Consider the following 19,685-nt stretch of genomic DNA (forward strand, 5'->3'; position numbering starts at 1 on the left):
TCTCTCAGCTCTCGGACGGACGCAGGTGGTGCCGCTGGGCCCGCTTGCGGGATTCGTACCCCGCGCGGGCCTGCCGGGCGGACGGCAGGGTCGAGACCTCGGAAACCGGTACATCCCACCAGGACCGGCTGTCGGGCGCGGAGGCCAGCGGGTCGGTCTCGACATACAACACCGTGCTGCGCGCGCTCGCCTTGGCGGTCTTGACGGCGTCGGTGAACTCGCTCGCGGTGCGGGCCGAGATGACGTCGACGCCGAGACTGGCGGCGTTCGCCGCGAGGTCGACCGGCAGCGGGCCGCCGTCGAGTCGGCCGTCCGGCGACCGGTACCGGTATCGGGTGCCGAAGCGCTGCGAGCCAACCGATTCCGACAGCGCTCCGATCGAGGCGAACCCGTGGTTGTCGACCAGCACGACGATCACCTTGATCCCTTCCTGGACCGCCGTCACCAGTTCGGTGGCCATCATCAGATACGAACCGTCGCCGACCATCACGAACACATCGCGCCCGGGGCATGCCATCGCGACGCCGAGACCGCCTGCCACCTCGTATCCCATGCAGGAGTAGCCGTACTCCACCTGATAGCCCGCGCGGTCGCGCACCCGCCACAGCTTGTGCAGGTCACCGGGTAGCGAGCCCGCCGCGCACACGACCACATCCGTCGAGTCCGAGAGCGTGTTCACCAGCTCGATCACCTCGGTCTGGGTGAGACCCGCGCCCGTGGACCGATAGGTCGCGTCGACGGCGGCATCCCAGATCGTCACCAATTCGGTTGCCCGCATCCGGTATTCCTGCGGCACCCGGTGATCGTGCAGTTCCGCGGTGAGGGCATCGAGCGCCTCCCTGGCGTCCGCGACCACGCTCACGCCGGACAGCTTGGCGGTGTCCGCGGAGGCGACGTTGATGTTGACGAACCGCACGTCCGGATGGGCGAACGCGGATCGGGAGGCGGTGGTGAAGTCGGTGTACCGGGTGCCGATCCCGATCACCACGTCCGCCGCGGCGGCGAGCTCGTTCGCGGCGGTGGTCCCGGTGGCGCCGATCGCACCGACGGACTGTGGGTGCTCCGACGCCAGAGCGCCCTTGCCGGACTGGGTCACCGCCACCGGGATCCCGGTGAGCCCGGCGAACCGGGCCAGCGACTCGGACGCGTCCGAGTAGAGGACGCCGCCGCCGGCGACGATGAGCGGTCTGTGTCCGGCACGGATGGCCTCGACCGCGCGCGCCAGCGCGGCGCGCTGCGGCAGGGTACGTCCGATGTGCCAGACCCGCTCCGCGAAAAGCGATTCGGGCCAGTCGTGCGCCTGGGTCTGCACGTCCTGCGGGATCGCCACCGTCACCGCGCCGGTCTCGACCGGATCGGTGAGCACCCGCATCGCGCCGAGCAGTGCCGCGGGCAGCTGCTCGGGCCGCCACACCCGGTCGAAGTACCGCGACACCGGCCGGAAGGCGTCGTTCACCGTGACGTCGCCGCTGGACGGCAGCTCCAGCTCCTGCAGGACCGGCCCGCCGACCCGGGTGGCGAAGGTGTCGGCGGGCAGCAGCAGCACCGGCAGGCGGTTGATGGTGGCGAGCGCGGCGCCGGTGACCATGTTCGTCGCGCCCGGTCCGACGCTCGTCGTCACCGCCCATGTCTGTAGCCGGCCGCGCGCCCGGGCGTACGCGGCGGCGGTGTGCACCATCGCCTGTTCATTGCGCCCGAGCACGTACGGCATCAGGCCCGGATCCTCGAGCTCGGCCTCCAGCAGCGCCTGCCCGAGTCCTGCGACGTTGCCGTGGCCGAAGATCCCGAGAAAGCCAGCGAACAGCCGGACGCGGTCGCCGTCGCGCTCGGTGAACTGGTTCGCCAGGAACCGCACGGCGGCCTGGCCGACCGAGAGCCGCACCGTCGCTTCGGTGTTCGCTACGTCCTGTCGCTCAGCCACGCTCACGCTCCTGTGGTCCGGGGGATGGGCAGCCGGGGGTCGACGTCCTGGCCGAGCCAGGTCTGCCTGACCCAGGCATGGGCGGGATCGTCGACGATCCGCCAGGACCGCCCGGTGCCGGCCCCGGACATCACGTTCAGGTAGTACATGTCGTAGCCGGGCGCGGCCACGGACGGTCCGTGGTAGCCGTGCGGCACCAGCACGGCGTCCCCGGTACGCACCTCGGCCAGCACGTCGATCGGTCGGTCCGGCGTGCCGTACACCCGGTGGAACCCGAACCCGCGACGGCCCCGATCCACCGCCCGCCCTCCGGTCTCGCCGAACTCGAAGTAGTAGATCTCCTCGAGTGCGGACTCGTGTGCGGTGTCCTCGTCGTGCTTGTGGCTGGGGTACGAGGACCAGTTGCCCGCCGGGGTGATCACCTCGCAGGCGAGGATCGAATCGGCGTCGAAGGTGTCGGTCATCGCGAAGTTGTGCACCTGACGACTGCAGTGCCCGGCGCCGCGCAGCTCGACCGGGACCGCGGCCGCCGCGACGTGGCGGAACGGGAGGTCGGTTGCCGCCCGCGCGCCGCACAGGGCGAAGCGCCCGCCGTCGACGCTGCCCACCGCGTACGGACGTCCCCGCCCCACGTAGCCGAAATCGCTCGGTCCGTCGAACACCGATCGCCGACCGGCGAGGGTGATCTCGCGACTCTCGCAGCCCACCGCGGCGGACCCGGACAGCGGCAGCACGATGATCTCGTCGTCGCCGGAGTCGAGGTCGACCCGCCCGCCCGGCGGTAGCTCGAGGATCCACAGGCTCGACGCGCTCCAGCCCGCCGACTCCGGGGTGATGGCCAGCGCGAACGGGCCGTCGGCGGCGGTGCCCGCGGGGAGGTGGTTCGGGTCAGGCATCGACGGCACCCACGGCGGACTGTTCGGCGAGGGCCGCGACCTCGTCCGAGGTCGGCATCGCGGTGGAGCATTCCAGGCGCGAGGCGACGATGGCACCCGCCGCGTTGGCATGGCGCAGCGTCTTCTCCAGCGGCCAGCCGGCGAGCAGGCCGTGACAGAGGCTGCCGCCGAAGCCGTCACCCGCGCCGAGCCCGTTGACCACCTCGACCGTGACGGGCGGCACGGTCACCGTCTCGTCCCGCGTCCTGGCGAGCACGCCTGCAGGCCCGCGTTTGACGACCGCGAGCTCGACGCCGAGGTCGAGCAGCGCGTCGGCCGCCCGGCGTGGATCGCACTCGCCGACCGCGATCTCGCACTCCTCGAGATTTCCCACCGCCACGCTGACCTGTTGTAGCGCCCGCCGCGCCACGGCGGTGGCCGCCGCGGGGGAGTCCCAGAACATCGGCCGGTAGTCGAGGTCGAGCACCGTGTGCCGAGAGCGGCCCCGCGCCAGCCACGCGGCGAAATGAGCGTCGCGGCTTGGCTGTTCGGACAGGCCGGTCAGCGTCGACCAGTACAGCGCCACGGACCGGACGGCCGCGGTGTCGATCTCGTCCGCGCGCAGCTGCAGATCCGGCGCGGCGGGGCGGCGGTAGAAGTACAGCGGGAACCGGTCGGGCGGGAAGACCTCGCAGAACGTGATCGGTGTCGGGTACTCCTGATCCGTGCGGACGTACCGGTTGTCGACACCGAGGCGGGCGAGTTCCGCGCGCACGAACGCGCCGAACGGATCACTGCCGACGCCGGAGATCAGCGCGCTGCGGAGGCCGAGGCGGGCCGCCGCGACGGCCACGTTTGCCGCGCTGCCGCCCAGGAACTTGCCGAAGAGCTGAGCGTCCTCGAGGCCGACACCGGTCTGCATCGGGTAGAGATCGACGCCGCATCGCCCGATGGCGAGCACGTCGAACAGTCGATTTCCCGTGTTTGCCAAGAGGGACTCCCGACGTTGATGGAGACTGATCTCTGATGCAAACTCTGCGCCACTCCGCGGGGGAATGTCAACCATTTGTCCTGACATTCTAACTTTCGGTCGACTGGTGTTAATCTTCGCCTCAGCCTGCCTTTCGGTGGCCGCACGGGCGCGGTCGCCGTCGATGATCGGAGCCGAGAGTGGCTGCACCGCTTGCCGTTGAACTCGACCGGTCGAGTCCGGTGCCGCTGTACTTCCAGCTGGCGCAGGCGATCGAGGGCGCCATCCTTGTCGGTGACCTGGGGCCGGGGGACCGGTTCGAGAACGAGCTGGATCTCGCCAAGCGGCTGAACCTGTCCCGGCCCACCGCCAGGCGCGCCATCGCGGAACTGGTCGACAAGGGGCTGCTGGTGCGCAAGCGCGGCGTCGGAACCCAGGTGGTGCAGGGCCCGGTACACCGGCCGATCGAGCTGACCAGCCTCTTCGACGACCTCGCCAAGGCCGGCCAGAACCCGACCACCACGCTGCTCGAGTATCGGGTCGGCGCGCCGACCGAGGACGTCGCGCGGGAGCTGAACCTGCTCGGCCAGGAAGAGGTCGCGACCATCCGCCGGCTGCGGCTGAGCAACGGCGAGCCGCTCGCGCTGATGACCAACCACCTGCCCGCGGCCCTCGCGCCCGGCCCCGAGGAACTGGAGACGCACGGGCTGTACCAGTCGCTGCGCACCCGCGGGGTGCACATCCGCCTCGCGCGGCAACGGATCGGGGCCAAGGCCGCCGACCGGGCCGAGGCCGCGCTGCTCGACGAGAAGATCAGGGCGCCGTTGCTGACGATGAACCGCACCGCGTTCGACGACGAGGGCCGGGTGGTGGAATTCGGCAGCCACGTCTACCGCGCGACCATGTATCACTTCGACATGACCGTGGTCGACCGGTAGCCGCCGACCGCGGTGGTCCGAGGTGACTACCGTGGATCTGGGTGATGGACGAATGGCCGAGACGATCACGCTGTTCCTCGCCGGGGACGTGATGACCGGCAGGGGCGTGGACCAGATCCTGCCGTGTCCGGGCTCGCCTGCGCTGCGGGAGCGCTGCGTTCGCGACGCGCGCGAGTATGTCTCGTTGGCCGAGCGGGTGAGCGGCGCGATCGCCGCACCGGTCGACTACGACTGGCCATGGGGTGCGGCGCTGAAGGTCCTCGAGGAGTCAGGGCCCGACCTTCGGGTGATCAACCTGGAGACCGCCGTCACCACCTCCGAGGACTACGCGCCCAAGGGGATCAACTATCGGATGCACCCATCGAATGTCGGGGTGCTCACCGCCGCCGACATCGATGTCTGCGTCCTGGCGAACAACCACATCCTGGACTTCGGCGTCCGCGGTCTCGAGGAGACACTGCGCACGCTTCGCCGCGCGGGTGTCCGGCACGCGGGCGCGGGCCGGACGGCCCGGCAGGCGTGGGCTCCGGTTGCGGTTCACACCGCGGCGGGCCGCGCGCTGATCTGGTCGATGGGCGCCGAGTCCGCCGGTGTCTCGCCCCTGGACGCGGCGAGGGGCGGCCGCCCGGGTCTGGCGCTGCTCGCGGACTTGTCGAACAGCGGCGCCGACGCCGTGATCAACCGGGTGCTGCGGGCGCGCCGCGAAGGCGACCTGGTGGTGGCCTCGGTGCATTGGGGGTCGAACTGGGGTTTCGGTGTGCCAGGGGCGCAGGTGCGATTCGCACACCGGCTGGTCGACGGCGGCGTCGACATCGTCCACGGTCATTCGTCGCACCACCCGCGCCCCGTCGAGATCTACCGAGGCAGGCCGATCCTGTACGGCTGCGGTGACCTGATCAACGACTACGAGGGGATCGGTGGATACGAACGGTTCCGCGACGACCTCAGGCCGCTGTATCTGGTCACTCTCGATGCCGGGACGCACGAGCTTCGCGAGTTCCGGATCGTGCCGATGCAATCTCGGCGGATGCGGCTGCGCCGTGCCTGCGCGGCCGACACCGAATGGCTACGCGGGGTCCTCGACGGACTCGGTCGCGACCTCGGAACCCGGGTGGACGCGGCAGGCGGCGGCGCCCTCCTCGCCCGTCCGGACCGGGGGAGGGAATGACAAAAGGCGCGGTTCCCGTTGCCGGGAACCGCGCCTTCGGTGTCTGAATCGCTTAGCGCGCGAACAGCAGAGCGCGCTTGACTTCCTGGATCGCCTTCGTCACCTGGATGCCACGGGGGCACGCGTCGGTGCAGTTGAAGGTGGTGCGGCAGCGCCACACGCCATCCTTGTCGTTCAGGATGTCCAGACGCTCCGAGGCACCCTCGTCGCGGCTGTCGAAGATGAACCGGTGCGCGTTGACGATCGCGGCGGGGCCGAAGTAGCTGCCGTCGCTCCAGTACACCGGGCACGAGGTGGTGCAGCACGCGCAGAGGATGCACTTGGTGGTGTCATCGAAGCGCGCGCGGTCGGCCTGCGACTGGATGCGCTCGCGGGTCGGCTCGTTGCCGGTGGTCATGAGGAACGGCTTCACGGCGCGGAACGCGTCGAAGAAGGGCTCCATGTCCACGAGCAGGTCCTTCTCCACCGGCAGGCCCTTGATGGGCTCGACCGTGATGGTGAGGGTCTTGCTGGGGTCCTTCGGCAGCATGTCGCGCATCAGGACCTTGCAGGCGAGCCGGTTCACGCCGTTGATGCGCATGGCATCGGAACCGCAGACGCCGTGCGCGCAGGAGCGACGGAACGTCAGCGTGCCGTCCAGGTAGCCCTTCACGTAGAGCAGCAGGTTCAGCAGGCGGTCGGTCGGCAGGGTCGGGACCTGGAAGCTGTCCCAGTGCTGGCCCTCGCCGTCCTCGGGGTTGAAACGGGCGATCTTGAGGGTCACCATCACGGCGCCCTCGGGAACGGGCGGCAGCGCGGGGGCGTCCTTGTCTACAACGGGTGCGGACATCAGTACTTACGCTCCATCGGCTCGTAGCGGGTCATGACTACCGGCTTGTAGTCGAGACGGATGTCGGAGAGCAGACCGTCGCCTTCCTTGTAGGCCATGGTGTGCTGCATGTACTCGGCGTCGTTGCGGTCCGGGTAGTCCTCGCGCGCGTGGCCGCCGCGGGACTCCTTGCGGTTGAGCGCGCCGACGACGGTCACCTCCGCCATCTCCAGCAGGAAGCCGAGCTCGACGGCCTCGAGCAGGTCGCTGTTGTAGCGCTTGCCCTTGTCCTGCACGGTGATGTGGTTGTACCGCTCCTTGAGGGCGCGGACGTCCTTGAGTGCGTTGCTCAGCGTGGTCTCGGTGCGGAACACGGACGCGTTGTTGTCCATGGTCTGCTGCAGCTCGGTGCGGATGTCCGCGACCCGCTCGCTGCCGTGGTCGGAGAGGATGACCGCGAGCCACTCCTCGACCATCTTCGCCGGGTTCTCCGGCAGCGGCACGAAGTCGGTGTTCTCGGCGTGCTCGGCGGCCGCTATGCCGGCGCGACGGCCGAACACGTTGATGTCGAGCAGCGAGTTGGTGCCGAGACGGTTCGCGCCGTGCACGGAGACGCAGGCGCACTCGCCCGCGGCGTACAGGCCGGGAACGATGTCGTCGTTGTTGCGCAGCACCTCACCGCGGATCTTGGTGGGGATGCCGCCCATCACGTAGTGGCAGGTCGGGTACACGGGCACCAGCTCGGTGACCGGGTCGACGCCCAGGTAGGTGCGGGCGAACTCGGTGATGTCGGGGAGCTTCTCCTCGAGCACCTCCTCGCCGAGGTGGGTCACGTCGATGTAGACGTAGTCCTTGTTCGGGCCTGCGCCGCGGCCCTCGAGCACCTCGAGCACCATGGAACGGGCCACGATGTCGCGGGGCGCGAGGTCCTTGATGGTGGGGGCGTAGCGCTCCATGAAGCGCTCACCGTCCGCGTTGCGGAGGATGCCGCCCTCGCCTCGGACGGCCTCCGAGATCAGGATGCCGAGGCCCGCGAGGCCTGTCGGATGGAACTGGTGGAACTCCATGTCCTCCAGGGGCAGGCCCTTGCGGAAGATGATGCCCATGCCGTCACCGGTGAGGGTGTGGGCGTTGGAGGTGGTCTTGTACATGCGTCCCGAGCCGCCGGTGGCGAACACGATGGACTTGGCATGGAAGACGTGGATCTCGCCGGTGGAGAGCTCGTAGGCGATGACGCCCGTCGCGACGGGGCCCTCCTCGGTCTCCGTCAGCGCGATGTCGAGCGCGTAGAACTCGTTGAAGAACTCGACGTCGTGCTTGACGCAGTTCTGGTAGAGCGTCTGCAGGATCATGTGACCGGTGCGGTCCGCGGCGTAACACGCACGGCGCACGGGCGCCTTGCCGTGGTCACGGGTGTGCCCACCGAAGCGGCGCTGGTCGATCTTGCCCTCGGGGGTCCGGTTGAACGGCAGACCCATCTTCTCGAGGTCGAGGACCGCGTCGATGGCTTCCTTGGCCATGATCTCGACCGCGTCCTGGTCGGCGAGGTAGTCGCCGCCCTTGACGGTGTCGAAGGTGTGCCACTCCCAGTTGTCTTCCTCCACGTTCGCCAGCGCGGCGCACATGCCGCCCTGGGCCGCGCCGGTGTGGCTGCGGGTGGGGTAGAGCTTGGTCAGGACCGCGGTGCGCACCCGAGGGCCGGCCTCGATGGCTGCGCGCATGCCGGCGCCGCCGGCACCGACGATGACCACGTCATAACGATGTTCCTGCATGAAGTTTCTGCTCCCCTAGCTCGCGACGATATTGGGGTCGAAGGTGAAGATGACGTAGGTGCCCAGGCCCATGATCAGGATCATCGACACCACGAGAACCGTGTTGAGCCAGAAGCGCGTCGAATCCTTGCGCGAGTAGTCCGCGATCACGGTGCGCAGGCCGTTGCCGCCGTGCAGCTGGGCGAGCCAGAGCATGGTGAGGTCCCAGAACTGCCAGAACGGGCTGGACCAGCGACCCGCGACGAACGCGAAGTTGATGCGGTGCACGCCGTTGTCAACCATCAGCATGATGAACAGGTGCCCCAGGACCAGCACGATCAGCGCGAGTCCGGACAGGCGCATGAACAGCCAGGCGTAGAGCTCGAAGTTGTTCTTCGCGACGCGGCGCGGCGAACGCGGGTTCTCCAGGCTGGCGGGACGGTCGTAGGACGTGCCGAGAGTCTTGGCTTCAGTCATGTCAGTGCCCCGCAAACATGTTGTAGAAGATGCGACCGGCGCCGGGAATCATCACGACGAACCAGATCGCGATGATGATCCAGAGCATCGGGCGCTGGTACTGCGGACCCTTCGACCAGAAATCGACGAGCATCACGCGGACGCCGTTGAGTGCGTGGTAGAGAACCATCGCGACCAGGGCGAGCTCCATGAGCCCGACGAGCGGGTTCTTGTAGGTCTCGATGACCCGGTCGTAGGTGTCCGGGTTGACTCGCACCAGTGCGGTGTCGAGAACGTGAACGAAGAGAAAGAAGAATGTCGCGACTCCGGTGATCCGGTGTAGAACCCAGGACCACATGCCGGGGTCGCCCCGGTATAGCGACCGTGTGCGCTCCTTCGCCGGAGCGGCTTCAGTCGTGCTACTCATCGAGTGCTGTGCCTCCAACGTCTTTGGTGGACGTGCCGCACCCCGTTTGGCTGTTTCATCTGGGACGACCCTGGAGTTTTCAGCCTTGGCGCGACGTGTACCTGAACCGACTGACTGAACTGTAATCCCCGTCCAATCGGGGAACTAATTCGAGAGGCGGTTCGTACGACGAGGTGGCGACCTTCTTAGGTTTGCCTGTCCAATGGCCCGAGGGGCCATCTCGGGGATCTTCTGCATCCATTCAGTGGGCGTGCCAGGATGGCTCACCGTGGCCCAAATCGATTGGAAAACGTTGCGCGACAATGCTGATCGCGCCATGAGATCCGCCTACGCGCCCTACTCGGGGTTCCCGGTGGGCGCGGCGGCGCTGGTCGACGATGGACGAATCGTCGTCGGATGCAATGTGGAAAATGTCTCATACGGACTCGGCCTGTGCGCCGAATGTGGACTGGTCAGTAACTTGCACTCTACGGGCGGCGGGACCCTCGTCGCCTTCAGTTGCCGGGACGGCAGCGGGCAGACGCTGATGCCGTGCGGACGCTGCAGGCAACTACTGCTCGAGCACGGTGGCGGCGACCTCCTGGTCGATGCTCCCGGCGGAGCCGTGCCGCTCGCAGAGCTCTTACCTGCGGCGTTCGGGCCGCAGGACCTGGACCGGGTGCGGCAGGACGGAGGGGCGAGGTCATGACCGATCCCGTCTCCGTCATCACAGCCAAGCGGGACGGCGGTGAGCTCAGCGCGGCGCAGATCCACTGGGTGATCGACGCGTACACCAGGGGCGAGGTCGCGGACGAGCAGATGTCGGCGCTGGCCATGGCGATCGTCTTCCGTGGACTCACCAGGGCGGAAACCGCCGCATGGACGGATGCGATGGTCGCCTCGGGCGGCCGGATGGACTTCTCGCGCCTGCGCAGGCCGACCGTGGACAAGCACTCGACCGGCGGTGTCGGCGACAAGATCACCCTGCCGCTGGCCCCGCTGGTGGCGGCCTGCGGGGCGGCCGTCCCGCAACTGTCCGGGCGCGGCCTCGGCCACACCGGGGGCACCCTCGACAAGCTTGAGTCGATTCCGGGCTGGCGAGCCGACCTCGGTGCCGAGGAGATCCACTCGATCCTGTCGGACCCCGACGTCGGCGCGGTGGTGTGCGCCGCGGGCTCGGGCCTGGCGCCCGCCGACCGCAAGCTCTACGCGCTCCGCGATGTGACCGGCACCGTCGAGTCCATCCCGCTGATCGCCAGCTCGATCATGAGCAAGAAGATCGCGGAGGGGACCGGGGCGCTGGTGCTCGATGTGAAGGTCGGCTCCGGTGCCTTCATGAAGAACCTCGACGACGCGCGGGAATTGGCGTCCACCATGGTCGATCTCGGCGCTGATGCCGGGGTCCGCACGGTCGCCCTCCTCACCGCGATGGACAGCCCGCTCGGCAACACCGCGGGCAACGCCCTCGAGGTGGCGGAGTCACTGGAGGTGCTCGCGGGCGGCGGGCCCGCCGATGTCGTGGAACTGACGCTGACACTCGCTCGCGAGATGCTCGCGGCGGCAGGCATCGACGGGATCGACCCGGAGCGGGCGCTGCGCGACGGGCGGGCGATGGATCGCTGGCGGTCGATGGTCCGCGCACAGGGCGGGGACCCACGCGCCGCCCTGCCGACCGCCCGCCATCACGAGGTCGTGCGGGCGACCGAGTCCGGCGTGCTGAGCCGGCTCGACGCGATGGCCGTCGGTGTCGCGGCCTGGCGGCTCGGCGCGGGCCGCGAGCGTCAGGGTCAGGCCGTCCAGGCAGGTGCGGGGGTGCGCTGGCACGCCAAACCCGGTGAGACCGTCGCCGCTGGTCAGCCGCTGTTCACGCTGTACAGCGACACGCCGCGGCTGTTCGACCCGGCGCTGGCCGCCCTTGCGGACGCGTGGAGCGTCGGCGACACGCCGCCGTCGACGCCGCTGGTCTTCGAGCGGATCGGCCTGAGCGGGTCTAGCGTCGGAGCATGAGCCCGACACCGCTCGATCTCGCCCACATCAGGACCGCGCCCAAGGCACTCCTGCACGATCACCTCGACGGCGGACTGCGGCCGGCGACCGTGCTCGAGCTGGCTCAGCAGGTCGGCTACAACGCCCTGCCCGCCGACGACGCCGACTCGCTGGCGGAGTGGTTCGCCGAGGCCGCGGGCAGCGGCTCCCTGGTGCGCTATCTGGAGACCTTCGAGCACACGGTCGCGGTGATGCAGACGCAGGAGGGGCTCGCCCGGGTCGCAAGGGAGTGTGCCGAGGACCTGGCCGCGGACTCGGTGGTCTACGCCGAGGTGAGGTTCGCCCCGGAGCAGCACCTGGAGGCGGGGCTGAGCCTGGACGAGGTGGTGCACCACACGCTGCTCGGGTTCGAGGAGGGTGTGGCCGCGGCACGCGAACTCGGACGCGAGCTCCGGATCGGCTGTCTGCTCACCGCCATGCGGCACGCCGCCAGGTCGCGGGAGATCGCCGAACTGGCCGTGCGGTTCCGGGATCGCGGGGTGGTCGGATTCGACATCGCGGGCGCCGAGGCCGGGCATCCGCCGAGCAGGCACCTTGACGCATTCGAGTACATGCGGACGAGCAACGCGCACTTCACCATCCACGCGGGCGAGGCGTTCGGGCTACCGTCCATCCACGAGGCCATCGCGTTCTGCGGCGCGGATCGGCTGGGCCACGGGGTGCGGATCACGGACGACATCACCGTGGCCTCGGACGGCACCGCGAGCCTCGGCCGGCTCGCGAACTACGTGCGGGACAAGCGCATCCCGTTGGAGCTGTGCCCGAGTTCGAACGTGCAGACCGGTGCGGTGGAGAGCCTGGAGAAGCACCCCTTCGACCTGCTGGCGAGGGAGCGCTTCCGCGTCACGGTGAACACCGACAACCGGCTGATGAGCGCGACCAGCATGAGTGAGGAGATGCTGAAGCTGGTCACGACGTTCGGCTACGGCTGGAGCGACCTGGAGCGGTTCACGATCAACGCGATGAAGTCCGCGTTCATCCCGTTCCCCGAGCGCCTGCGCCTGATCGACGAGGTGGTCAAACCCGGCTACGCGGTGCTGATCGGCTAGTCGATCACTCGACCCGCAGGCGCGCCTCGAACTCGCGCTCGAGCACCCGCCAGGCCTCCGACTCGGCGTCGAACGGCGGGTTCGGTGCCATTCGGGTGGGGTCGGGGTTGAGCGTGTACGAGACGTACCAGCCGAGCGGCGTGGACGCGGCGAGGCCCTGCTCGGTGGAGTCGTCGTCCGCGTAATCGGCTGCGTCGGTGAACAGTTCGACCGCGAGGTCGAGCTGGTCCGCGTCGACCGACTGGGGTCCCTGCGCGAGATCGTCCGCGAGGCCCGGCAACACGTAGACGTTTTCGTCGGTGACCTCGATCTCGAGCGCGCCGTCGACCGCCGCGGTCTGCACGTCCGAGTAGGTGCTCACCTGTGCGAGGTCGTGGTCGTGGTTGTCGGCCAGGTAGCGGGCCAGCGCGCGCTCCGAGGTGAAGACCAGGATGCGGCCCGACCTGCCGAGGAAGATCGGATCGTCGTCGAGGTAGCACCGCAGCGTGTAGTACTCCGCGCCCGAGGTGATGATCTTGATCGGGTCGATGCCGACGGACGCCCAGAACGACTCGTCCTCCGCGGCAAGGGCGATCGGGTCGGCGGTGTCGTCGTCGAGGTCGACCGTCATGAACTCGAGGTCGTCCTCGTCCTCGTCGGATTCCTCCGCGGCGTCCTCTGCGTCGACGATGTTCTCCTCGGCGGCAAGGATTTCGGCCTCGGCGACCGCGACGGCGGCCTTGTCGACCTCTGGGGTCGCGACGATCGCATCGATCGCGTCGAGCACGTCGTCCCAACCGCTCGCGACCGCGGTGCCGATCTGGACCCACAGCTCCTCGCCGTCGCGGCCCGCGAACGCGTTCACCCCGCCGGGCAGTGCCCCGAGGACGGGATGGCCGCCGAAGAACTTGGTGACGGCGTCGAGCTCGCACACCTCGCCGATGGTGCGCACCATCTCGAGGGTCTCCTCGAGCTCGGCGATGGTCAGGGCGTCCGGATCCCCCGCGGCGAGCTCGGGCACGCCGACCAGGTCGTAGACGTGCGTCTCGTCGGGTTCCAGCTCGGAGGCCCCCAAGGCCGACAACGTCGACCAGGACGGGTGCTCGACCAGGTCGTTGTCCGAGTTGGTGCGGGTGAACGCGGCCAGTTCGCCGACCGATTCGAAGGCGTAGAGGTCCTCGTCGTGACCGAGGAACGCCTCCCACTCGTCGTCCCCCTCGCGCCACTGGGGAGCCCACAGCGTGACGAGGTCACCATCGGTGAGACCGAGCTGGATCGGGACGATGTCTCCTGCCATGGCTGGCAGCCTAGTCGGTGAACGCGGCCTGCAGCGACGCCAGTATCCGTTCCCGGCGGTCGGCCACCATCTGGGCTGCCCTTGCCGCGGTGGCGGTGATCATCGCCGCGAGCTCGCGGGAGTCGACATGGGCGATCGACTCGGAGATCCACAGGCCGCTCATCCCGCCGTTCTGGTCGACCTCGACGCTGACCAGACCCGATTCGTGGGTCACCCGGGCCCGCGCGCGGGTGAGGTCGTGCAGCGCGTCCTCGAGGCTGTTGGCCAGGCCGGTGGCACGCTCGACCACGAGGTCCATCTGGTGTCCGCTGTTCACGGCGTTGTCCTTCGTTCGTTCACAGCTGCCGCATCCAACTCGTGGGGGCGGCTTCTTCCTCGTCCTCCTGGTACGCGGCGGCGGCCAACTCGTTCCTGGTCGGCAGGCCGAGCGCGTCGAGCACCTCGGCGGGCACGCCCTGCTCGGTCAGGTCGGCGCGTCTGCGGACCTTCGCCTCCGCCGTGGCGCGCGTGCAGACCTCGAGGATCGAGGCGGCAAGTTGCGTTCCGCCATAACGGAGTTCGCGCTGGTCGATGTGGATCGCCAGGGGCATGCCCTGATCGGTGGCGCGCACGGTGACGGTTCCCGCGCGGTTTCCCACCGTCGCGACAGCGACCTCCTCGGCCGTCGCGACCGCGACCTCGTCGGCGTTCATTCGGTCGGCCTGTAGAAGCCATGGAAGCCCATGCCGATGTTCTCGGTGCGGACCGAACTCACCTGCACTGGATCCCCGGCCTCGACCATCTGACCGTTTCCGATCACCATCGCGACGTGGCCGTCCCAGACGGCGAGGTCGCCGGGCTGCAGGTCGGATTGGCTCACCGGGACGCCCACGTTCTGTTCCTGGGCGAGCCGGGGGATCTCCACGCCTGCTTCGCCGTACGCCCACTGGGTGAGCCCGGAGCAGTCCAGGCCCTGGCCGGGAGTGGTGCCACCCCACTCGTAGGGCACGCCCTGCTGGCTGAGCGCGTTGCGGACCGCGTCCGCGGCCTCCCGGTTCGGTGCCATCGCGGTGCTGCCGTCGGGCAGGAAGATCTCGACGCCCTCGCTGCTGCCCAGCGGGTCCGAGCTGCTGCCGGTTCGCTGGCGGGTGGGGGCCTTGCCGATCTCGGGGGGAGCGGTGCCCGCGCCCCGCCCGAGCGGGTTGCCGCCGCCGAGCCCGCGTCCGGGCTGACCCATCGCGCCGCTGAAGCCGGAGTAGGCGTTGCTCGGGGCGGACGAGGCGGCGTTGCCGAAGCTGTTGCCGAAGCCGCTGAAGGCGTCGCCGCGCTGCTGCAGGGAGGACGCGGGAGTGGTGCCGGCGCCCGCGGATGCCGTGGGGCGGATCGGGGCCTGCGCGGCACCGGGGTCCGCGGGATCCGTTGAGTGCTCGGGTGCGGTCAGCGCCGTCATCTTCGCGGTGTGCGCGGTCAGCTCGGCACGGACGCGGGCAACGACCGTCAGCCCACGGGAGAGGTGATCGATCGCGGCGGCGATGATCATGATCTGGCCGGGCGGGGTGGTGAGCGTGGGGCCCGCCGCGACGGCGACCGAGATGAACGATTGCAGGATGTCCTCGAGTTCGACCATCCCGGTGTTCACGTCGCGGGAGGCGACCGTGAGGACCCCGGCGATCTCGTTGCCCCGGTCGGAGAGCTGAACCTGCTGGGCCTGGGCCTGGTCCGCCTTCGCCACGGCGGCATCGGACGCGATACCGGTCCACACGCCGCCGAGTTCGGCGATGCCGAGTTTGCCGACCGCGTACGCGGAGTCCAGCGCGATCGAGGCGATCTTCATGGCATCGGCCGGTCCGCCGGACGGCATCACGCCGGTGCCGAACGTCTCCACGAGTTCGATGATGGGGCGGGCGAGGAGGTCGATCCCGATCATGCTCAGGCCTCCAGTCCGTTGCCCGTGGCGCCGAGGCCGGTGGCCGCGCCCAGGTCCGCGGAGTCGTACGCCGCGGCCGACGCGTGCGCGGCCTCGCTCATGCTGCCGAGTGTCCGCGCGAGGTTCGTCAGCGCGGCCGCGTGGCCGCCGTGCGCCGTCGCGAAGGCGGCGACGAAATCGCCGCCGATCAGCCCGAAGGCGGGTCCGAGCAGAACGGGGCCAGCCGCCGCCGTCCCCATCGCGGCGGTCTCGACCTGCGCCGCCATCGACGAGGCCGTCGCGCCGTAGGCGCGGATGCCCTCGGTCACGGCCGAAAATTCACTCATGTCGTTCCCCCGGGGTCAGAACTGTGCGTTACATGGTTGGACGCCGCCGACGTCGTTCCGGTTCCATCGACGCGAATTCCCCGCATATTCTTTTCGCCATGGACACCCATGTGGTTGATCACCCGCTCGCCGCCTCGCTGCTGACCACGATGCGCGACGCGGGCACCGACAACCCGACCTTCCGCTCCGCGCTGCGCGAGCTGACCCAGATGCTCATCTACGAGGCCATCCGCGACGCCGAGATCGAGGTGTTCGAGGTGCAGACCCCGGTCGCACCCGCCCGCGGGGTCCGGCTGGCCACGCCGCCATTGCTGGTGCCGGTGCTGCGTGCCGGGCTCGGCATGGTCGAGCAGGCGAGTTCGTTGATCCCGCAGTCGCAGGTCGGCTTCGTCGGCATGGCCCGCGACGAGCAGACCCATCAGCCCGTGCCGTACCTCGAATCGCTGCCCGACGACCTGTCCGGGATCCCCGTGTACGTGCTCGACCCGATGCTCGCCACCGGCGGCTCGATGGTGCGCACCATCGAACTCCTCGTCACCAGGGGAGCGGTCGACATCACCGCGGTGTGCGTTGTCGCCGCCCCGGAAGGCGTCACGGCCCTGAAGGACTCGGGATTCCCGGTCCGGTTGGTCACCGCGAGCATCGACGAGGGACTCAACGACGACGCGTACATCGTCCCCGGTCTCGGCGATGCGGGCGACCGGCAGTTCGGCCCGCGCTGGATCTGAGCGTCACAGTTCGCGCGCGTAGTCGCGCAGCTCGCTCAGTCGGCGCGCGGCCTCGGCCCGCGCTCGGTCCAGGCCGGCGCGGTCGTCGACGTCCACGACGACCTCGAGGTAGCACTTGAGCTTGGGCTCGGTTCCGGACGGCCGCACCACCATTCGGGTGCGTTCACCGCGCAGCACGACCGCGTCGGTGCGCAGCGCGCCGCGCCGGGCCAGCAGGTCCTCGGCGGTGACCACGTCGCCGGCCAGCGACCGCGGCAGGTCGGCACGCAGGCGGGCCATCAGGTCCGCGAGCTCACCCTGGTGCCCGACCCGCCGCGACACCTGGTCGCCCGCGTGCACCCCGAACTCGACCGCGTAGTCGTCGAGGACGTCGGGCAGGGATCGGCCCCGCGCCTTGAGCCCCGCCGCCAGATCGGCCATCAGCACGGCAGCGGAGATCCCGTCCTTGTCGCGGACCGCCTCCGGGTCGACGCAGTGCCCGAGCGCCTCCTCGTAGGCGTAGACCAGGCCCGAGCCCGCCCGGACCAGCCACTTGAAGCCGGTGAGCGTCTCGGCGAACCGAGCCCCTCGTGCCGCCGCGACCTTCGCGAGCAGTTGCGAGGACACGATCGTGGTCGCCAGGAGGGGATCAGGCCCCGCGGTGGCCAGCACGTGGTCGCCCAGCAGGACGCCGGTCTCGTCGCCGCGCAGCATCCGCCACCCGTCGGGTCCTGGGACGCCGACCGCGCACCGATCCGCGTCCGGGTCGAGCGCGATCGCGAGGTCTGCGCCGACGCTCTCGGCGAGCTCGAGCAGGGCGTCGGTGGCCCCGTCCTCCTCGGGATTGGGGAACCGCACGGTGGGAAAGTCGGGGTCGGGTTCGAATTGGCTTGTCACGGTGTGCAGATCGGTGAATCCGGCCGCGGTCAGGGCGGCGATCGCGGTGTCCCCGCCGACTCCGTGCAGCGGGGTCAGCGCGATGCGCAGGTCCCGGTTGCTCCCGTGTGGGAGCGCCGCCACCCGCGCGAGGTACTCGGTGAGCAGCGCGTCGTCGGTGGGAGTGGCGGGGGCCCTGCGAACCGCGAGGGCGGGACCGACCGCCGCGATGGCCTGCTCGATCTCGCGGTCGGCGGGCGCGATGAGCTGTGCCCCGCCGTCCGTGTACACCTTGTATCCGTTGTCCGTTGCGGGATTGTGCGAGGCGGTGATCTGGACCCCCGCGGCGGCGCGGAGCCTGCGGACGGCGAACGCCAGCACCGGCGTCGGCAGCGGTCGGGGCAGCACCACCACGTCGAATCCGGCGGCCGCGAGCACCTCCGCGGTCGCGGCGGCGAACTCCCGCGAACCGTGCCGCGCGTCCCGGCCGACCACCACGGTGGACCCGCCGAGGCAGCGGGCCTGCAACCAGGACGCCAGCCCGGCGGTGGTCCGGACGACGGTGTCGACGTTCATCGCGCCCGGCCCTGGCCCCAGCGGTCCGCGCAGTCCGGCGGTGCCGAAGGTCAGCGGCGTCCCGCTCTCGTCCGTCACTGTCTGGTCCGTCACAGCCGGGCGACCAGGTCGCGGAGCAGTTCGCCGATCCGGGCGGCGGACGCGGCACCCGCCGCGAGCACCTCGGAGTGGTCGAGCGGTTCGCCGGTGATGCCTGCGGCCAGGTTGGTCACCAGCGACAGCCCCAGCACCCGTGCGCCGATCGCCCGGACCGCGATCGCCTCGTGCACGGTCGACATCCCGACCAGATCGGCGCCGAGCACCCGCAGCATCCGGATCTCGGCGGGGGTCTCGTAATGCGGTCCCGGCAGGCCCGCGTACACGCCCTCGGCCAGTGTCGGGTCGATCCGCCTGGCGAGCGCGCGCAGATCGGGGGAGTACGCGTCCACCATGTTCACGAACTCGGCGCCGACCAGCGGCGACCTGGCCGTCAGGTTCAGATGGTCGGAGATCAGGACCGGTGTACCGACACTCATGCCCTCCCGGATCCCACCCGCCGCGTTGGTCAGGATCACGGTCCCCGCGCCCGCGGCGCAGGCCGTCCGGACCGGGTGCACCACCCGGGTCAGGTCGTGCCCCTCGTACGCGTGGGTGCGACCGAGCAGCAGCAGCACCCGGGTGTCGCCGACGCGCACCGAGCGCACCTGCCCGGCGTGCCCGGACGCGGACGGAGCGGCGAAGCCGGGCAGTTCCGCCATCGGCACCGTGGCGGTCGGGACACCGAACGCATCCGCGGCGGCCTGCCAACCGGAGCCGAGCACCACCGCCACGTCGTGGGCGGTTACACCGGTGCGTTCGGCGAGCACACTCGCGGCCCGCGCCGCGGTGCCGAACGGGTCGGCGACCAAATCGGAATCGTCCATGGCCGCTATTGTGCCCATATGCCATTTCTTGAGCGCGACGGCGACGTATTCATCCTGTACCTCGGTGCCGAGGGTCAGACGGACAGCGAGAACCGCTTCCATCCGGACTGGATCACCGAGATCCACGCGAAGCTGGACGAGGTCGAGGCCCACGAGGGTCCCGCTGCCCTGGTCACCTATGCCACCGGCAAGTTCTACAGCAATGGTCTCGACACCGATTGGCTGTTCGGCAACCTCGACAAGTCGCACTGGTACCTGGACCAGGTGCACACCGTGTTCACCCGGCTGCTGAACTTCCCGATGGTCACGGTCGCCGCCGTGCAGGGCCACGCGTTCGGGGCGGGCGCCATGCTCGCCACCTCGCAGGACCTGCGCGTGATGCGCGCGGACCGGGGCTTCTACAGCCTGCCGGAGGCGGCACTGAACATGCCGTTCACCATCGGCATGAACGCGCTGATGACGACCGCCCTGCCCCGCCAGACCGCGGTCGAGGCGATGACCACCAGCCGCAGGTACGGCGGTCCGGACGCGCTGGCGGCCGGGATCGTGAACCAGACGGCGGACGGCGACGGCGTGCTGGCCGCCGCGGTGGCGCGGGCGGCGGCGTCGACGGCGCTGCACGGGCCGAACCTCGCCGGGATCAAGTCCGGTATCCACCGGCCGGTCCTCGAGGCCTTCGCCGTGCCGACGGATCCGTCGAACCTCAGCTTCGGGTAGCCATCGGGCTC

General features: G+C 69.8%; 21 protein-coding genes. 7 read left to right on the forward strand and 14 right to left on the reverse strand.

Annotation, left to right across the window (positions count from 1 at the left end; genetic code table 11):
- Window positions 1-4 precede the first annotated feature (4 nt).
- The 3 genes from iolD to iolC are packed head-to-tail and all read right to left on the reverse strand — an operon-like array spanning window position 5 to window position 3,787.
- On the reverse strand, window positions 5-1,921 hold the full coding sequence (gene iolD / locus C8K38_RS06390; protein ID WP_373560228.1) for a 3D-(3,5/4)-trihydroxycyclohexane-1,2-dione acylhydrolase (decyclizing): 1,917 nt from the start codon (window positions 1,919-1,921) through the stop codon (window positions 5-7).
- A 2-nt stretch (window positions 1,922-1,923) separates the two neighbouring features.
- A complete protein-coding gene (gene iolB, locus C8K38_RS06395; protein ID WP_097210658.1) occupies window positions 1,924-2,817 on the reverse strand; it encodes a 5-deoxy-glucuronate isomerase in 894 nt (297 codons plus the stop codon).
- Window positions 2,810-3,787, reverse strand: a complete 978-nt coding sequence (gene iolC / locus C8K38_RS06400; protein WP_257017085.1) for a 5-dehydro-2-deoxygluconokinase — start codon at window positions 3,785-3,787, stop codon at window positions 2,810-2,812. The genes iolB and iolC overlap by 8 nt, the downstream gene beginning before the upstream one ends.
- 179 nt (window positions 3,788-3,966) lie before the next feature.
- Here iolC and C8K38_RS06405 point away from each other — a divergent pair, with 179 nt between their 5' ends.
- Window positions 3,967-4,704 carry a GntR family transcriptional regulator gene (locus C8K38_RS06405; protein ID WP_097210474.1) on the forward strand — a complete coding sequence of 246 codons (738 nt, stop codon included), beginning with the start codon at window positions 3,967-3,969 and terminating at the stop codon, window positions 4,702-4,704.
- A 52-nt stretch (window positions 4,705-4,756) separates the two neighbouring features.
- On the forward strand, window positions 4,757-5,872 hold the full coding sequence (locus C8K38_RS06410; RefSeq protein ID WP_097210475.1) for a CapA family protein: 1,116 nt from the start codon (window positions 4,757-4,759) through the stop codon (window positions 5,870-5,872).
- A gap of 52 nt (window positions 5,873-5,924) precedes the next feature.
- Here the strand turns inward: C8K38_RS06410 and C8K38_RS06415 are convergent, their stop codons facing one another.
- The 4 genes from C8K38_RS06415 to sdhC are packed head-to-tail and all read right to left on the reverse strand — an operon-like array spanning window position 5,925 to window position 9,314.
- Entirely contained in the window at window positions 5,925-6,701 is a 777-nt protein-coding gene (locus tag C8K38_RS06415; protein ID WP_077040951.1) for a succinate dehydrogenase iron-sulfur subunit, read from the reverse strand.
- Window positions 6,701-8,452, reverse strand: coding sequence for a succinate dehydrogenase flavoprotein subunit (gene sdhA / locus C8K38_RS06420; protein WP_077040952.1), 1,752 nt, complete (start codon window positions 8,450-8,452; stop codon window positions 6,701-6,703). The genes C8K38_RS06415 and sdhA overlap by 1 nt, the downstream gene beginning before the upstream one ends.
- A gap of 15 nt (window positions 8,453-8,467) precedes the next feature.
- A complete protein-coding gene (locus tag C8K38_RS06425) occupies window positions 8,468-8,908 on the reverse strand; it encodes a succinate dehydrogenase hydrophobic membrane anchor subunit (protein WP_077040953.1) in 441 nt (146 codons plus the stop codon).
- A gap of 1 nt (window position 8,909) precedes the next feature.
- Window positions 8,910-9,314 (reverse strand): succinate dehydrogenase, cytochrome b556 subunit, encoded by a 405-nt coding sequence (sdhC, locus tag C8K38_RS06430; protein ID WP_072753666.1) that lies wholly within the window; start codon window positions 9,312-9,314, stop codon window positions 8,910-8,912.
- Window positions 9,315-9,582: 268 nt separating this feature from the next.
- Here sdhC and C8K38_RS06435 point away from each other — a divergent pair, with 268 nt between their 5' ends.
- Genes C8K38_RS06435 through C8K38_RS06445 form a run of 3 tightly spaced genes read left to right on the forward strand, consistent with a single transcriptional unit; the run spans window position 9,583 to window position 12,388 of the window.
- Entirely contained in the window at window positions 9,583-10,002 is a 420-nt protein-coding gene (locus C8K38_RS06435; protein ID WP_097210659.1) for a cytidine deaminase, read from the forward strand.
- The gene (locus C8K38_RS06440) at window positions 9,999-11,300 is read left to right on the forward strand and encodes a thymidine phosphorylase (protein WP_097210476.1); all 1,302 of its coding nucleotides are present in this window, start codon (window positions 9,999-10,001) and stop codon (window positions 11,298-11,300) included. The genes C8K38_RS06435 and C8K38_RS06440 overlap by 4 nt, the downstream gene beginning before the upstream one ends.
- Complete coding sequence (locus C8K38_RS06445; RefSeq protein WP_097210477.1) at window positions 11,297-12,388, forward strand: adenosine deaminase; 1,092 nt, start codon at window positions 11,297-11,299, stop codon at window positions 12,386-12,388. Before C8K38_RS06440 ends, C8K38_RS06445 begins: the two co-directional genes overlap by 4 nt.
- Before the next feature lie 4 nt (window positions 12,389-12,392).
- On the opposite strand, the gene C8K38_RS06450 is transcribed toward C8K38_RS06445, so the two are convergent.
- The 5 genes from C8K38_RS06450 to C8K38_RS06470 are packed head-to-tail and all read right to left on the reverse strand — an operon-like array spanning window position 12,393 to window position 15,896.
- Window positions 12,393-13,664 carry a primosomal protein gene (locus C8K38_RS06450; protein ID WP_097210478.1) on the reverse strand — a complete coding sequence of 424 codons (1,272 nt, stop codon included), beginning with the start codon at window positions 13,662-13,664 and terminating at the stop codon, window positions 12,393-12,395.
- A 10-nt stretch (window positions 13,665-13,674) separates the two neighbouring features.
- Window positions 13,675-13,980 carry a YbaB/EbfC family nucleoid-associated protein gene (locus tag C8K38_RS06455; RefSeq protein ID WP_097210479.1) on the reverse strand — a complete coding sequence of 102 codons (306 nt, stop codon included), beginning with the start codon at window positions 13,978-13,980 and terminating at the stop codon, window positions 13,675-13,677.
- 19 nt (window positions 13,981-13,999) lie between these two features.
- Window positions 14,000-14,356, reverse strand: coding sequence for a hypothetical protein (locus C8K38_RS06460; RefSeq protein WP_097210480.1), 357 nt, complete (start codon window positions 14,354-14,356; stop codon window positions 14,000-14,002).
- Window positions 14,353-15,570, reverse strand: coding sequence for a C40 family peptidase (locus C8K38_RS06465; RefSeq protein WP_097210481.1), 1,218 nt, complete (start codon window positions 15,568-15,570; stop codon window positions 14,353-14,355). The genes C8K38_RS06460 and C8K38_RS06465 overlap by 4 nt, the downstream gene beginning before the upstream one ends.
- Window positions 15,571-15,572: 2 nt before the next feature.
- Window positions 15,573-15,896, reverse strand: coding sequence for a type VII secretion target (locus C8K38_RS06470; RefSeq protein ID WP_097210482.1), 324 nt, complete (start codon window positions 15,894-15,896; stop codon window positions 15,573-15,575).
- 98 nt (window positions 15,897-15,994) lie between these two features.
- Here C8K38_RS06470 and upp point away from each other — a divergent pair, with 98 nt between their 5' ends.
- Complete coding sequence (gene upp / locus C8K38_RS06475) at window positions 15,995-16,624, forward strand: uracil phosphoribosyltransferase (protein WP_097210483.1); 630 nt, start codon at window positions 15,995-15,997, stop codon at window positions 16,622-16,624.
- Between the two features lie 3 nt (window positions 16,625-16,627).
- Here the strand turns inward: upp and C8K38_RS06480 are convergent, their stop codons facing one another.
- Together C8K38_RS06480 and C8K38_RS06485 are read right to left on the reverse strand one after the other, a co-directional pair.
- Window positions 16,628-18,133, reverse strand: coding sequence for a phospho-sugar mutase (locus C8K38_RS06480; RefSeq protein WP_373560229.1), 1,506 nt, complete (start codon window positions 18,131-18,133; stop codon window positions 16,628-16,630).
- 11 nt (window positions 18,134-18,144) lie between these two features.
- On the reverse strand, window positions 18,145-18,957 hold the full coding sequence (locus C8K38_RS06485; RefSeq protein ID WP_179800463.1) for a purine-nucleoside phosphorylase: 813 nt from the start codon (window positions 18,955-18,957) through the stop codon (window positions 18,145-18,147).
- 18 nt (window positions 18,958-18,975) lie between these two features.
- On the opposite strand from C8K38_RS06485, the gene C8K38_RS06490 reads away from it, so the two are divergent.
- Window positions 18,976-19,674, forward strand: coding sequence for an enoyl-CoA hydratase/isomerase family protein (locus C8K38_RS06490; protein ID WP_097210486.1), 699 nt, complete (start codon window positions 18,976-18,978; stop codon window positions 19,672-19,674).
- Window positions 19,675-19,685: the final 11 nt, after the last annotated feature.

It is taken from the genome of Rhodococcus sp. OK611, assembly GCF_003050885.1.
In the GTDB taxonomy this organism is placed as follows: domain Bacteria; phylum Actinomycetota; class Actinomycetes; order Mycobacteriales; family Mycobacteriaceae; genus Rhodococcus_G; species Rhodococcus_G oryzae.